We start from the raw sequence: 13,547 nt of genomic DNA on the forward strand, positions 1-13,547 counted from the left end.
CGGGTGATCGCTTACTGCACGCGGGGCAGCACTTCGAACTGGTGGAAGGGCGGCGGCGAGGGCAGCGTCCATTCCAGCGTGGTCGCACCGGCACCCCACGGATTGTCGCCCGCCGGCACCTTCTTCATGAAGGCGTCGATCACGCAGTAGAGGAAGATCAGCACGCCGAAGCCGGAGATGTAAGAGCCGACCGACGAGACCAGGTTCCAGCCTGCGAACGCATCGGGATAGTCGACATAGCGGCGCGGCATGCCGGACAGGCCGAGGAAGTGCTGCGGGAAGAACACCAGGTTGACGCCGATGAAGGTGACCCAGAAGTGCGCTTTCGCGAGCGTTTCGTTGTACATGTAGCCCGTCATCTTCGGGAACCAGTAGTACCAGCCGGCGAAGATAGCGAATACCGCGCCCAGCGACAGCACGTAGTGGAAGTGCGCGACGACGTAATAGGTCTCCTGCAGCACGCGATCGACGCCGGCGTTCGCCAGCACGACGCCGGTGACGCCGCCGATCGTGAACAGGAAGATGAAGCCCACCGCCCAGATCATCGGTGCCCGGAATTCGATCGAGCCGCCCCACATGGTGGCGATCCACGAGAAGATCTTCACCCCGGTCGGAACCGCGATGACCATCGTCGCGGCGACGAAATAGGCCTGCGTCGCCGAGGACATGCCGACCGTGTACATGTGGTGCGCCCACACCACGAAGCCGATGCCGCCGATCGCGACCATGGCGTAGGCCATGCCGAGATAGCCGAACACGGGTTTGCGCGAGAAGGTCGAGACGATCTGGCTGATCATGCCGAAGCCGGGCAGGATCAGGATGTACACCTCGGGGTGGCCGAAGAACCAGAACAGATGCTGGAACAGCACGGGATCGCCGCCGCCGTCGGGCGCGAAGAAGGTCGTGCCGAAATTGCGGTCGGTGAGCAGCATGGTGATCGCACCGGCGAGCACCGGCAGCGACAGCAGCAACAGGAACACCGTCACCAGGATCGACCACACGAACAGCGGCATCTTGTGCAGGGTCATGCCCGGCGCGCGCATGTTGAAGATCGTGGTGATGAAGTTGATGGCACCGAGGATCGACGAGGCACCCGCCAGATGCAGCGACAGGATCGCGAAGTCGACGGCCGGGCCCGGATGGCCGGAGCTCGACAGCGGCACGTACATGGTCCAGCCGGCGCCGACGCCGTTGGCGCCCGGCTCGCCCTCGACGAAGGTCGACATCAGGAGCAGGCCGAAAGAGGCCGGCAGCAGCCAGAACGAGATGTTGTTCATGCGCGGGAACGCCATGTCGGGCGCGCCGATCATCAGCGGGACGAACCAGTTGCCGAAGCCGCCGATCATCGCGGGCATGACCATGAAGAAGATCATGATCAGGCCGTGAGAGGTCACGAACACGTTATAGGTGTGCGTCTCGTGGAATATCTGCACGCCCGGATACATCAGCTCGGCACGGATCGCGATCGACATCGCGGCACCGATGATGCCGGCGATGACCGCGAAGACCAGGTACATCGTGCCGATGTCCTTGTGGTTGGTCGAATAGACGTAGCGGCGCCATCCGGTCGGATGGGCGTGCTCGTCATGTCCGTGGGCGTGATCGCCGTGTACCGCTGCGCTCGTTGCCATTTTCAAATCCTGCCTTGCGTCCCATTCGGACCTTTGGAGGTCCCGCCCTTATATCGCTTCCAGTGCCTCAACCCGTCACCCGACGCTCACTGCGTCGGGCCGGCCGCGGAGGCGTAGGTGCTGGCGCCGCCGCTCGCGTATTTCTTCTTCGCCGATTCAACCCAGGAAGCGAACTCCTGGTCGTTCACGACGCGGATCGCGATCGGCATGAAGGCGTGGTCCTTGCCGCACAGTTCCGAGCACTGACCGTAATACATGCCGGTCTTGGTGGCCTTGAACCAGGTCTCGTTCAGGCGGCCCGGAATGGCGTCGATCTTGACGCCGAAAGCCGGCAGCGCGAAGGCGTGGATGACGTCGGCGCCCGTGACCTGGACGCGAATCACCTTGTTGACCGGCACCACCATCTCGTTGTCGACGCCGAGCAGACGGGGCTGCTTGTCCTGCGCCATCAGCGAATCAAACTCGAACTTGCCGTTGTCCGGATAGGCATAGGACCAGTACCACTGCTTGCCGGTCGCCTTGACGGTGATGTCCGCCTTCGGCACGTCGAGCTCGAGGAACAGAAGCCGGAACGACGGCACCGAGATGCCGACCAGGATCAGCACCGGAACGAGCGTCCAGGCCACCTCGATCAGCGTGTTGTGGGTGGTCCGCGACGGCACCGGGTTGGCCCGCGCGTTGAACTTGATGACCACGACCACGAGCAGCGCCAGAACGAACAGCGTGATCAGCGTGATCAGCACGAACAGGAAGTTGTGGAACCAGACGATGTTGTCCATCACCGGAGAACCCGAGGCCTGGAGGTGCCATTCCCAGGGCTCCGGCTGCCCGACCTCGGCAAATGCCACGCCGCCCGTCGCCAGCGCGACGCCAGTCGCCACCAAGGCGATGGTGGCCAATCCCAGCAAATGCCGGCCCACCCGACCCATCGACATCCTCATGCCGTTCGCGCTCCCCTTACGAAATCACCCCAAGTGCGCCGCCCTATCTGCGGGAAACGCTTATTCGATCCGCCCGTCTGACAAACCGCCGCGCAAGAATACCTCTAAGAGGAATTCGGGCCAGATCGCTAGAACGCCGAAATCAAGCCTCTCAAACCATAGTTTTTGATCTATCGCAATGCAGTCTTGAGCCCGGTCTGCCAGCCATCACCCGCAAGATAATTCCTAGTAACATCGGACAAAAATACCGTTGGCCGGGATGCTGCCGCTTGACAGCGGAATTGCCCGCGTTAGGCACTGGCAGATGGCCGCGCAGGAACTTGATTCGTGCGGGCGGCGGCAGTGCGAGGCGGCGCGGAATTTGCTTGGGAATCGCCTTCAAGACGCCGTCATTCCCGTATCAGTCCGCCGGATTAGTCCGCCGAGCGCGAGCGAGGAAGGCGAGCAGAGGGACCGACCCGATGGGGCTTTCGAAATCGATGGCAAGGCCGGCGAGCAGGCAGGCTAGCCTCCCGGCGCTGGCAGGCCTGCTGGCTGCGATCGTCCTTCTGGCGTTTCCTGGCGTCGTCCATGCGCAGGGCGCGGTGCGCTCCGTCCATGGCGACTGGCAGATTCGCTGCGACACGCCGCCGGGCGCCCAGAGCGAGCAATGCGCCCTGATCCAGAGCGTGGTGGCGGAAGACCGCTCCAATGCCGGCCTGACCGTCATCGTGCTGAAGACCGCCGACCAGAAGAGCCGTCTGATGCGCGTGGTGGCGCCGTTAGGGGTCCTGCTGCCCTCCGGTCTCGGCCTCAAGCTCGACAACCAGGACGTCGGCCGTGCCGGGTTCGTCCGCTGCCTGCCCAATGGCTGCGTCGCCGAGGTCGTCATGGACGACAAGCTGCTCGGCCAGCTCCGCACCGCCAAGACCGCCACCTTCATCATCTTCGAGACACCGGAAGAAGGCATCGGATTCCCGCTCAGCCTGAACGGGCTCGGCGAAGGCTACGACAAGCTGCCGTAGGGGCGGCATCGAATCGCACGCTCTCCATTCCGTCATCCTGAGGCGCGAGACCTGCGGTGCAGAGCACCGCAGAGGGAGCCTCGAAGGATGAACGGCCGAGCTGACAGCCGGGCCGTCGCCCTTCGAGGCTCGCCTTGCTTTGCAAGGCGAGCACCTCAGGATGACGGTGATGGATTGACGAGTGCGGCACGTTTCGACGAGCGCCCCTGCCCAATCCTATCGTTTCGGTAATGTGACGCCCCGCCCCTCGCGGAACCGATCCGAAACCATTATCTTGCCCCACATCTTCCGCTAATGGACGGACGCATGACCAATCCTGCCACGACCTCCCTGCTCGACCGCGCCAATCTCGACCGCGACCAGGTTCGCCACGAGGTCGCGCGCGGGCTTTCCGGTGCCGACGACGGCGAGCTGTTCCTGGAGTACAGCCAGACCGAAGCGCTGATGTTCGACAACGGGCGGCTGAAGCAGGCGACCTACGACACCTCGCAAGGTTTTGGCTTACGCGCGGTCAAGGATGATGCCGTGGGCTATGCGCATTCCTCCGACGTGTCGCTGCCGGCGCTGATGCGCGCGGCGGACGCGGTTGCGGCCGTGCGCGGCGGCTATTCCGGCAATTTTTCCGCGCCGCCTCCTCACACCAATGTCCGTCTCTATGGCGACGACAACCCGCTCGACGCGCCGGGCTTCGAGACCAAGGTCAAGCTGCTCGCAGAGATCGACGCTTACCTGCGCGACAAGGATCCGCGGGTGCGACAGGTCAGCGTCAGCCTCGGCGCGACCTGGCAGGTGGTCGAGATCCTGCGGCCGGACGGCGAGAGCTATCGCGACATCCGTCCGCTCGTGCGCGTCAACATCTCCGTCGTCGCCGGCCAGGGCGACCGCCAGGAGAGCGGCAGCAAGGGTTATGGCGGCCGTGCCGGCTATGCCGAATTCATCGAGAGCCGGAGCTGGCGCGACGCCGCCGACGGCGCGCTGCGCGAGGCGCTGGTCAATCTGGAATCGATTCCGGCTCCCGCCGGCGAGATGGACGTCGTGTTAGGGGCCGGCTGGCCCGGCGTGATGCTTCACGAAGCGGTCGGCCATGGCCTGGAGGGCGATTTCAACCGCAAGAAGACCTCTGCCTTTGCCGGCCTGATGGGCCAGCAGGTCGCGGCCAAGGGCGTCACCGTGGTCGACGACGGCACCATTGCCTCGCGTCGCGGCTCGCTGTCGATCGACGACGAGGGCACGCCGACCAATCGCACCGTGCTGATCGAGGACGGCATCCTGGTCGGCTACATGCAGGACCGTCAGAACGCGCGGTTGATGAACATGAAGCCGACCGGCAACGGCCGCCGCCAGGGCTATGCCCATGTGCCGATGCCGCGCATGACCAACACCTATATGCTCGCGGGCGACCGCGATCCGGCCGAGATCCTCGCCTCGGTGAAGAATGGCGTCTTCGCTGCGAATTTCGGCGGCGGCCAGGTCGACATCACCTCGGGCAAGTACGTGTTCCAGTGTACCGAGGCCTACAAGATCGAGAACGGCAAGCTGGGCGCGCCGCTGAAGGGTGCCATGTTGATCGGCAACGGGCCGACCGACCTGCATCGCATCCGCATGATCGGCAACGATCTTGCGCTCGATACCGGCATCGGCACCTGCGGCAAGAACGGCCAGGGCGTGCCTGTCGGCGTCGGCCAGCCGTCGCTGCTGATGGAACGCATTACGGTGGGTGGAACGGGCGCATGAGCGTGGAAAAGATAACTGCGACCTCCAAGGGGAAGAGCAGCGGCTGGGGCGGGCAGATCGTTCAGCTCGCCGGCATCGTCGTCGCCGTGTTCATCGCCAAGGGCGCGCTTGCCGAGCCGTTCTACGTACCGTCGGGCTCGATGGAGCCGACGCTGCTGATTGGAGATGCGCTGATCGCCTCGAAATTCCCTTATGGCTACGGCAGCTCGTCGCTGCCGATCCAGATCAGCCTGCCCGAGACCGGCCGCGTGTTCGCGGAGACGCCGAAGCAGGGCGACGTCGTGGTGTTTCGCTGGCCCGGCGATCGTTCGCAGGCCTGGGTCAAGCGCGTCGTGGGTCTGCCCGGTGATCGCATCCAGATGCGGCAGGGTCAGCTCTTCATCAACGACCGCCCCGCCGAGCTGAAGCCGGACGGTGTCGGATCTGCCGAGGACGACAATGGCGGCAGCGAGCCCGCCTACCGCTATGTCGAGACGCTGCCGAACGGCGTCTCGCATTTGATCTTCAAGATGCGCGACAACGGTCCGCTCGACAACACCAAGGAAGTGACAGTGCCGGCCGGTCACCTGTTCGTGCTCGGCGACAACCGTGACAATTCCTCCGACAGCCGCGTGCCGCTGCGGTCCGGCGGTGTCGGCCTGTTGCCGATCGACAATTTGATCGGCCGTGCCGATGCGGTGCTCGGCTCCTGGGATCTCGGCATGCGCGGCCAGCCGGTGTGGACCTGGCTGTCCGGCTTCCGGCTGGCGCGGTTCTTCACCGCGGTGCATTGACTGGATCGTATATCGTAGGGTGGGCAAAGCGAAGCGTGCCCACGATTTGTCGTAACGCGAAAAGATGGTGGGCACGACGCGCGAAGAGCGCGTCTTTGCCCACCCTACGATTCTCATGACGCGCGACGAATTCCTCGCATTGGCTCTGCAAAATCCCGTCAACGTCGCGATCATCGATGAACTCGATCATCTCGCGCTGCCGGATGCGTGGCTGGTCGCAGGTTGCCTCGTGCAATCGGTATGGAATGGGCTCACGGGCCGCCCGGTCGATCACGGCATTGCTGATTACGACGTGTTCTATTTCGATTTCGATACGTCGTGGGAGGCGGAGGACACGGTGATCCGCAAGCTGCAGGCGCAGCTCGGCCATCTCGGCGACAAGATCGAGATCCGCAATCAGGCGCGTGTGCACCTGTGGTACCCCGACAAGCATGGCCTGCCCTATCCGCCATTGACCCGCTCGACCGACGGCATCGACCGCTTCCTGACGCAGAACACACAGGTCGGAGTCAGGCGCGTAGAGGATGGCTACGAGGTCTACGCGCCGCACGGGTTTGACGACGTCGCGAGATTGATCGTGCGGCCCAATCGGGCACTGAATTTCTCGGTGGCGAATTACGCGGCCAAAGCCGCCCGCTGGAAGACGCTGTGGCCGGAGCTCACGGTGATTGCCGCGGAGTGAGGTGCCGTAGGGTGGGCAAAGCGAAGCGTGCCCACGCGATCTGTGGCCGGATCGGAAAGATGGTGGGCACGGCGCAAGGGCGCCTTTGCCCACCCTACGGCACCTCACTTCGTGGCACGTGCGAACGCTACCGCACCACGCCCGACGTGAACCCTGCCTTCCGCCGCGGCGGCTTGATTTCCTTTTTCAGGAAGCAGCGCGCCTCGCGCCCGGTGTAGCCGGGGCGGGCATAGGTGAAGGCGCGGCATTTGTTATCGGCGGTGCACGCGGCCTTGCAGGCCTCCACGCTCTCGCCGTCCTTCAGGTCGAAATTGCGCAAGTCCCCACCGGGGCGGTCGATCGACGTTTCCACGCCCTCGACCCGTGGCTCGATCACGCCGGCGCCGCGCACGCCGGAGATACAGCAGCTTCCCGGCACGCGCGCCGGCACGGTGTTCTTCAGCCAGCACACCGCCGAGCCGCCTTCGACGTCGGGATAGCTGAAGCTCCACGAGCGGCAGCGGCGGTCGCGCTCGCACAGCAGCGCGCAATCCTCCGGATCGCCCGACGCAACCGGTGTGCTGAAATAGTCGCCGCCGGGCCGGTCGAACGCGGTCTGGGCGCGCGCCGGCACGGTCGCGAATGCGAGCGAAAGCAGCGTGACACATGCCACGACGCTTGCCAGGACCTTTGCCATGACGGCGCCGGACAGGCGGCCCTTCCCCATCGGAACAGCTTTCGAGTTATTGACGACGCTCAGGTTTTTCAGCCGGTCATTTGATCGCCGCAAACCTGTATGGGCGATGAACGGCTGAACTCCCGATCGGCGGCTGACCGGCCTCAAGCATGATCCGGAAAAGTGCGAACCGCTTTTCCGGAAAGATCATGCGCAAACAACGACCTAAAGCGCGATGACGATTCTTCCAAATCTCACCGCGCTTTAGAACGCGTATTCCGCGTAGGCCGGTTCCACCGAGCCCTTCCAGGGACCGTTGAACTTGTCCAGCATTTCCTCGGCCGGCGTCCGGCCGGAATCGATGATGCGGTCGAGCGGCTCCAGATGCCGCGTTTCGTCGCGGCCGAGCTGGTCGATCCGGCCGCGCCGGCGCAGGCCGGCATGTGCCAGCACGAGGCATTCCTTGGCGATCTCGAACAGGTAGCGATCCTTGATCCGCGCCTTGAAGCCCATGCGCGGCACGTCGTCGCGCAGGGCCTGGCGTTCATGCGCGTTCCAGTGCTTGACGATCTCCCAGGCGGCGTCGAGCGAGACGTCGTCATAGAGCAGCCCGACCCAGAACGCCGGCAGCGCCGGCAGCCGGCCCCACGGACCGCCGTCGGAGCCGCGCATCTCGAGATAACGCTTGAGCCGCACTTCCGGGAAGATGGTCGACAGATGATTGGCCCAGTCCGACAGCGTCGGACGCTCGCCGGGAAGGTTGTTGTTGCGGCCGTCGAAGAATGCGCGGAACGAGGAGCCCGACACGTCGATGTAGTCCTCATCGCGCTTGACGAAATACATGGGCACGTCGAGCGCGTAGTCGACATAGCGCTCGAAGCCCATGCCGTCCTCGAACGCCCAAGGCATCATGCCCGAACGCGCATTGTCGGTGTCGCGCCAGATCTCGGAGCGGAAGGAGAGGAAGCCGTTCGGCTTGCCTTCGGTGAACGGCGAATTGGCGAACAGCGCGGTCGCGACCGGCTGCAGCGCGAGCGACACGCGCAGCTTCTTGACCATGTCGGCTTCGGAGGAGAAGTCGAGATTGGTCTGCACCGTGCAGGTCCGGTACATCATGTCGAGGCCGTACTGGCCGACCTTCGGCATGTAATTGGTCATGATCTTGTAGCGGCCCTTGGGCATCATCGGGATGTCGGCGCGCGACCAGGACGGCGTCATGCCGAGCCCGAGGAAGCCGATGCCGAGCGGCGTTGCGATCTCGCGCACCTGCGCCAGATGCGCCATCAACTCGCTCTGGGTCTGGTGAACGTTCTCGACCGGGGCGCCGGAGAGCTCGAACTGTCCGCCGGGCTCGAGCGAGATCGCACCGCCGCCGGTGACGTCGTAGAGGCCGATGATGTTGCCCTTCTCCATGATCGGCTCCCAGCCGAGCAGGAGCTTCATGCCCTCGAGCAATGCACCGATGCCTCGCGCGCCTTCGTAAGGCACCGGACGGTGGCCTTCGAGCGTGAACGGCGTCTTCTCGTGCTCGGTGCCCATGCGGAATTCGGACGGGTCCTTGCAGCCGGCCTCGAACCACGCAACGAGCTCGTCGCGCGATTGCAGCGGCGTCATATCGATCTGGTCTCGCGCCATATCAAACTCTAATCAAAGGCGCTTCGATCGAATGCGCGCGGGTGACGGGGATGGTCCGCGAACCCACCGGGCGCACGGACGAGCTGGTGTGCCGCGCGATCATCGCGACGGCGAGCTTTCGTTGACGTTGGCGACAGGCGGCAGCTTCATCTCGCCGCACGAGCAGCCCAGCCGGTCGAGCAGACCGCTGAGCTTGACGGCATCGGCATCGGACAGTTTCGAGCCGACATATTTCTCGATCGCGGCCGAATAGGCGCCCCACATCCGCTTTTGCAGCTCGCGGCCGGCTTCGGTGATCTCGACGAACTGGCCGCGCTTGTCAATCTTGCATTCGCGCCGGGAGGCGAGGCCCTCGTCGACCAGGCGGTCGATCAGGCGCGAGGTGGAATATTGCGGGATCAGCATCTGCCGTTCGAGTTCCACCGGCCGCAGCTCGCCCGACGGCGCGCGCGACAATTCGAGCAGCGCGTCGTACCATGCCAACGGCGGGAAGCCGGCCTTCTTCAGGTCTTGCTCGACGCAATCGAGCACGCGGCTCTGCACCCGCATCAGGCGGATCCAGGCGGAGGTCGCCTCGGTCGATGGTTTGCGTTTCATGGTCCCGCTCAAGCTCGTCGCCCGTCTCTTACCTCATTTGATGCAGCTGCATCAATCTTGACTATTCCAAGCAGCTGCATGTAATCGCTGTTTCGGCCGAACCAAGCATCAAGAGAAGGAAATTCCATGAAACTGTACTATTCGCCCGGTGCCTGCTCGCTGTCCCCCCACATCGCGCTCCTGGAAGCCGGCCTGCCCTATGAGCTGGTCAAGGTCGATATCCGGGCCAAGAAGCTCGAAAATGGTGAGGATTATCTGAAGCTGAACCCCAAGGGCCAGGTCCCTGCGCTGGGCCTCGACAGCGGCGAGATCGTGACCGAAGGCCCGGTGATTGTCCAGATGATCGCCGATCAGGCTTCGGCTAAGGCACTGGCGCCGGCCCACGGCAGTTCCGAGCGCTACAAGCTGCTCGAGTGGCTGAATTTCCTCACCTCCGAGGTGCACAAGAGCTTCGGCCCGCTGTTCGCGCCGGCGCTGAACGACGAGGCCAAGGCCTTCTTCAAAGATCGCGTCATGGGCAAGCTGAAATATATCGACAGCCAGCTCGCCGGCCGCGACTACCTGATGGGCAAGCAGTTCACGGTGGCCGACGGCTATCTGTTCACGATGCTGACCTGGGCCGATCGGATGAAATTCGACCTCTCGGCGATGCCGAACCTTGCCGCCTACAAGGCCCGCGTCGCGGCGCGGCCGCAGGTGCAGGAAGCGCTGAAGAAGGAAGGGCTGGCGCAGGCGAAGTAAGGCCAGACTTAACAGACGAGACGATGGAAGAGCCGGATCGATGATCCGGCTCTTTTTGCTTGAATCGGTTGCGGAAGCCCGGATGTTCGAAATGCCCTGGGCATCAATTTTACGAGCATTGTCGGAGTTAACAATAATTCCGCCTTATGTATTCGACGGAGGTCAGCATTGTTGTGAGAGCAATCCAGTTGGCTCAACTTCAGCCGTGGACTGCGATATCGGCCTGCGAACAGGGACGCTCTGGTGACAACCATACTCCTGCTCTTGCTCGCGAGCATAATCGCTGGATTGTCGACCGGCCTCTTCTTCCGGGTCTGGAGCCTGTTGCTGGTTTCGCCGGCGACCGCGATCCTTGCTGCAACAGTCCTTCAGACCTCGGGCTTCGGATTTTGGACGGGCATTCCAATCGTCGTCGCCTGCCTGATTGCCGGCCAGGTCGCCTATATGGCGGCGACGCTCTACGTGCACAGAGGCGAGCTCTCAATGCAGGACGACATCGGCGACGATCCAGGCAAGCACGGCCATGGCCACATCGACGATGAGAACGAGTAGGGCCAGGCCGGCCCATGAGGGGATTCTTCTGCGCCGCCTGAAGAGCCTGCGGCGGGGCCACGGCCGCCCCATCAGAGAAAGCGGGGCGTATCTTACAGCAACGCCGGCTGCGTTGAGTTGAGACACCGTCGGGATCATTGCGGGACACTTTCAATGCTGATGGTCATCCGTTGGATCCATTAGCAAAAGCGGTGCCACCGCGAAGCGAGCCAGTCTCGACGACGATGCGGTACCAGGCCGCGCGGTCTCGCCATTCGGCGATGGAAAATGAAAAGGCCGGATCAATGATCCGGCCTTTTGTTTCTGCGTAGCCCGGATGGAGCGCCGGGCAATCCGGCACGACGGGCCCCGTCAGGCCGCCGCCTTCTTCGGCGCGAAGCGGCCGTAGAAGGTTTCGCCCTTCGCCGCCATCTCCTCGAGCAACTTCGGCGGCGTGAAGCGCGAACCGTACTTCGCCTCCAGCTTGTGGCAGAGCTCGACGAACTTCTTGGTGCCCATGAAGTCGATATAGGACAGCGTGCCGCCGGTGAACGGGGCAAAGCCGAAGCCAAGGATCGACCCGACATCCGCCTCGCGCGGATCGGTGATGACGCGATCCTCGACCGTGCGTGCGGCTTCCACCGCCTGCACCACCAGGAAGCGCTGCTTCAGTTCCTCGACGTCGAGCGTGTCGGGGTCGAGCTGCTTCGGCTGCAAGGCCGAGAGGCCCGGCCATAGGCTCTTCTGGCCCTTGCCCTTCTCAGGGTAATCATAAAAGCCCTTGCTGTTCTTGCGCCCCAGACGGCCCTGCTTCTCGACCATCTCCACCATCAGCTTCTTCTGATCGGGGTTGATGGCGTTGGGACCGAGATCGGCTTCGGTTGCCTTCATGATCTTGAGGCCGAGGTCGAGCGCGACTTCATCCGAGAGCGAGAGCGGGCCGACCGGCATGCCGGCCATCTTGGCGCAGTTCTCGATCATCGCGGGCGGCACGCCTTCGAGGAACATCTCGTTGCCTTCGGCGACGTAGCGGCCGACGCAGCGATTGGCGAAGAAGCCTCTGGAGTCGTTGACGACGATCGGCGTCTTGCCGATCTGCCGGACGTAGTCGAGCGCGGTCGCGAGCGCGACATCGCCGGTGTTCTTGCCGAGGATGATCTCGACCAGCATCATCTTCTCGACCGGCGAGAAGAAGTGGATGCCGACGAACTTGGCCTGGTCCTTGAAGGATTCAGCGAGCGAGGTGATCGGCAGCGTCGAGGTGTTCGACGCGAAGATCACGTCCGGCTTCATGTGCTCCTGCGCCTTGGCGAAGGTCTCGGCCTTGACCTTGCGGTCCTCGAACACGGCCTCGATGACGAGGTCGACGTCCTTCAGAGCCGCATAGTCGGCGGTCGGCGTGATGCGCGCGAGCAGCGCTTCGGCATCCGCAGGCTTGGCGCGGCCCTTCTTGATCTGCTCCTCGATCACCTTCTGCGCATGCGCCTTGCCCTTGTCGGCGCTCTCCTGGTCGCGATCGATCAGGACGACGTCGAGGCCGGCACGGGCCGAGACGTAGCCGACGCTGGCGCCCATGAAGCCGGCGCCGATCACGGCGATCTTCTTCACCTTGGTTGCGGGCACGTCCTTCGGACGGCGCGCGCCCTTGTTCAATTCCTGCATCGACAGGAATAGGCTGCGGATCATCGCGGCCGCCTCCTTCGAGCGCAGCACCGAGGTGAAGTAGCGCGACTCGACGCGCAGCGCGGCGTCGATCGGCAGCTGCAGGCCTTCATAGACGCAGCTCATGATCGCGCGCGCGGCCGGATAATTGTCGTAGGTCTCGCGGCGATAGATGGCGTTGCCGGCGGGGAACATCATCATGCCGGCCTTGGAGAACACCGGACCGCCGGGCAGCTTGAAGCCCTTCTCGTCCCAGGGCGCGATCGCCTTGCCGCCGCCCTTGATCCAGTCCTTTGCGGCCTTGATGAGATCAGCGGCCGGAACGATGGCGTGGATCAGGTTCAGCGCCTTGGCCTTCTCGACCGTGACCGGATCGCCCTTGAGCAGGATCGTCATCGCGTCCTGCGGCGGCACCAGGCGCGGCACACGCTGCGTGCCGCCGGCACCGGGGAACAGGCCGACCTTGACCTCGGGCAGGCCGAGGCGCGTCTTGGGATTCTCGGCCGCGACGCGATAATGGCAGCACAGCGTGATCTCGAAACCACCGCCGAGCGCGAGGCCGTTGATCGCGGCCGCCCACGGCTTGCCCGAGGTCTCGATCGAACGCAGCACCAGCGAGAAGCGACGGCTCTGATCGAACAGCATCTGGTTCGCCGCGGTCTCGCCCTGCTCCTTCAAGACCTTGGCATAGGCCTGGTTCATGCCTTCAAGCATCGACAGGTCGGCGCCGGCGCAAAACGCTTCCTTGGCCGAGGTGATGACGACGCCCTTCACCGCCGCATCGGCCGTGGTCGCCTTGACGATCGCGTCGAGTTCGTTGGTCGAAGTCTCGTCCAGTACGTTCATCGAACGGCCGGGGATGTCCCAGGTGACGAGCGCGATGCCGTCTGCGTCGGTCTCAACCCTAAAATTCTTGTACGACATGTTGGTTGCTCCTCGGTGCCGCAGCCGATCTCAGGCG

The 13,547-nt window shown here is 63.8% G+C and carries 12 protein-coding genes; 6 read left to right on the forward strand and 6 right to left on the reverse strand.

Annotation, left to right across the window (positions count from 1 at the left end; all coding sequences use genetic code 11):
• Positions 1-11 precede the first annotated feature (11 nt).
• Together ctaD and coxB are read right to left on the reverse strand one after the other, a co-directional pair.
• Positions 12-1,631, reverse strand: coding sequence for a cytochrome c oxidase subunit I (ctaD, locus tag XH84_RS38935; RefSeq protein WP_128920337.1), 1,620 nt, complete (start codon positions 1,629-1,631; stop codon positions 12-14).
• Between the two features lie 86 nt (positions 1,632-1,717).
• On the reverse strand, positions 1,718-2,572 hold the full coding sequence (gene coxB / locus XH84_RS38940) for a cytochrome c oxidase subunit II (RefSeq protein ID WP_128920336.1): 855 nt from the start codon (positions 2,570-2,572) through the stop codon (positions 1,718-1,720).
• 461 nt (positions 2,573-3,033) lie between these two features.
• On the opposite strand from coxB, the gene XH84_RS38945 reads away from it, so the two are divergent.
• From XH84_RS38945 to XH84_RS38960, 4 genes are all read left to right on the forward strand, one after another.
• On the forward strand, positions 3,034-3,576 hold the full coding sequence (locus XH84_RS38945; RefSeq protein ID WP_128920335.1) for an invasion associated locus B family protein: 543 nt from the start codon (positions 3,034-3,036) through the stop codon (positions 3,574-3,576).
• A gap of 306 nt (positions 3,577-3,882) precedes the next feature.
• The gene (gene tldD, locus XH84_RS38950) at positions 3,883-5,310 is read left to right on the forward strand and encodes a metalloprotease TldD (protein ID WP_128920334.1); all 1,428 of its coding nucleotides are present in this window, start codon (positions 3,883-3,885) and stop codon (positions 5,308-5,310) included.
• A complete protein-coding gene (lepB, locus tag XH84_RS38955) occupies positions 5,307-6,083 on the forward strand; it encodes a signal peptidase I (protein ID WP_128920333.1) in 777 nt (258 codons plus the stop codon). Before tldD ends, lepB begins: the two co-directional genes overlap by 4 nt.
• Positions 6,084-6,198: 115 nt before the next feature.
• Positions 6,199-6,765 carry a nucleotidyltransferase family protein gene (locus XH84_RS38960; protein WP_128920332.1) on the forward strand — a complete coding sequence of 189 codons (567 nt, stop codon included), beginning with the start codon at positions 6,199-6,201 and terminating at the stop codon, positions 6,763-6,765.
• A gap of 127 nt (positions 6,766-6,892) precedes the next feature.
• Here the strand turns inward: XH84_RS38960 and XH84_RS38965 are convergent, their stop codons facing one another.
• The 3 genes from XH84_RS38965 to XH84_RS38975 all read right to left on the reverse strand — a co-directional run bounded on the left by XH84_RS38965 (position 6,893) and on the right by XH84_RS38975 (position 9,652).
• Positions 6,893-7,471, reverse strand: a complete 579-nt coding sequence (locus XH84_RS38965) for a PAN domain-containing protein (RefSeq protein ID WP_128920331.1) — start codon at positions 7,469-7,471, stop codon at positions 6,893-6,895.
• A gap of 213 nt (positions 7,472-7,684) precedes the next feature.
• Positions 7,685-9,055 carry a glutamate--cysteine ligase gene (locus XH84_RS38970; protein WP_128920330.1) on the reverse strand — a complete coding sequence of 457 codons (1,371 nt, stop codon included), beginning with the start codon at positions 9,053-9,055 and terminating at the stop codon, positions 7,685-7,687.
• A gap of 99 nt (positions 9,056-9,154) precedes the next feature.
• The gene (locus tag XH84_RS38975) at positions 9,155-9,652 is read right to left on the reverse strand and encodes a MarR family winged helix-turn-helix transcriptional regulator (protein ID WP_128920329.1); all 498 of its coding nucleotides are present in this window, start codon (positions 9,650-9,652) and stop codon (positions 9,155-9,157) included.
• A 126-nt stretch (positions 9,653-9,778) separates the two neighbouring features.
• On the opposite strand from XH84_RS38975, the gene gstA reads away from it, so the two are divergent.
• Both gstA and XH84_RS38985 read left to right on the forward strand, forming a co-directional pair.
• Positions 9,779-10,393 (forward strand): glutathione transferase GstA, encoded by a 615-nt coding sequence (gstA, locus tag XH84_RS38980; RefSeq protein WP_128920328.1) that lies wholly within the window; start codon positions 9,779-9,781, stop codon positions 10,391-10,393.
• Positions 10,394-10,636: 243 nt separating this feature from the next.
• Positions 10,637-10,945: a hypothetical protein gene (locus tag XH84_RS38985; protein WP_245472003.1), complete on the forward strand. Its 309-nt coding sequence runs from the start codon at positions 10,637-10,639 to the stop codon at positions 10,943-10,945.
• 351 nt (positions 10,946-11,296) lie between these two features.
• Here XH84_RS38985 and XH84_RS38990 read toward each other — a convergent pair whose 3' ends face one another.
• A complete protein-coding gene (locus XH84_RS38990) occupies positions 11,297-13,510 on the reverse strand; it encodes an FAD-dependent oxidoreductase (protein WP_128920326.1) in 2,214 nt (737 codons plus the stop codon).
• Positions 13,511-13,547: the final 37 nt, after the last annotated feature.

The sequence above is a fragment of the Bradyrhizobium nanningense genome (assembly GCF_004114535.1).
GTDB lineage: Bacteria > Pseudomonadota > Alphaproteobacteria > Rhizobiales > Xanthobacteraceae > Bradyrhizobium > Bradyrhizobium nanningense.

Bases quoted from the DNA above. Each gene is read 5' to 3' on its own strand.
- ctaD (WP_128920337.1), bottom strand. From the start codon at position 1,631: ATGGCAACGAGCGCAGCGGTACACGGCGATCACGCCCACGGACATGAC.
- coxB (WP_128920336.1), bottom strand. From the start codon at position 2,572: ATGAGGATGTCGATGGGTCGGGTGGGCCGGCATTTGCTGGGATTGGCC.
- XH84_RS38945 (WP_128920335.1), top strand. From the start codon at position 3,034: ATGGGGCTTTCGAAATCGATGGCAAGGCCGGCGAGCAGGCAGGCTAGC.
- tldD (WP_128920334.1), top strand. From the start codon at position 3,883: ATGACCAATCCTGCCACGACCTCCCTGCTCGACCGCGCCAATCTCGAC.
- lepB (WP_128920333.1), top strand. From the start codon at position 5,307: ATGAGCGTGGAAAAGATAACTGCGACCTCCAAGGGGAAGAGCAGCGGC.
- XH84_RS38960 (WP_128920332.1), top strand. From the start codon at position 6,199: ATGACGCGCGACGAATTCCTCGCATTGGCTCTGCAAAATCCCGTCAAC.
- XH84_RS38965 (WP_128920331.1), bottom strand. From the start codon at position 7,471: ATGGGGAAGGGCCGCCTGTCCGGCGCCGTCATGGCAAAGGTCCTGGCA.
- XH84_RS38970 (WP_128920330.1), bottom strand. From the start codon at position 9,055: ATGGCGCGAGACCAGATCGATATGACGCCGCTGCAATCGCGCGACGAG.
- XH84_RS38975 (WP_128920329.1), bottom strand. From the start codon at position 9,652: ATGAAACGCAAACCATCGACCGAGGCGACCTCCGCCTGGATCCGCCTG.
- gstA (WP_128920328.1), top strand. From the start codon at position 9,779: ATGAAACTGTACTATTCGCCCGGTGCCTGCTCGCTGTCCCCCCACATC.
- XH84_RS38990 (WP_128920326.1), bottom strand. From the start codon at position 13,510: ATGTCGTACAAGAATTTTAGGGTTGAGACCGACGCAGACGGCATCGCG.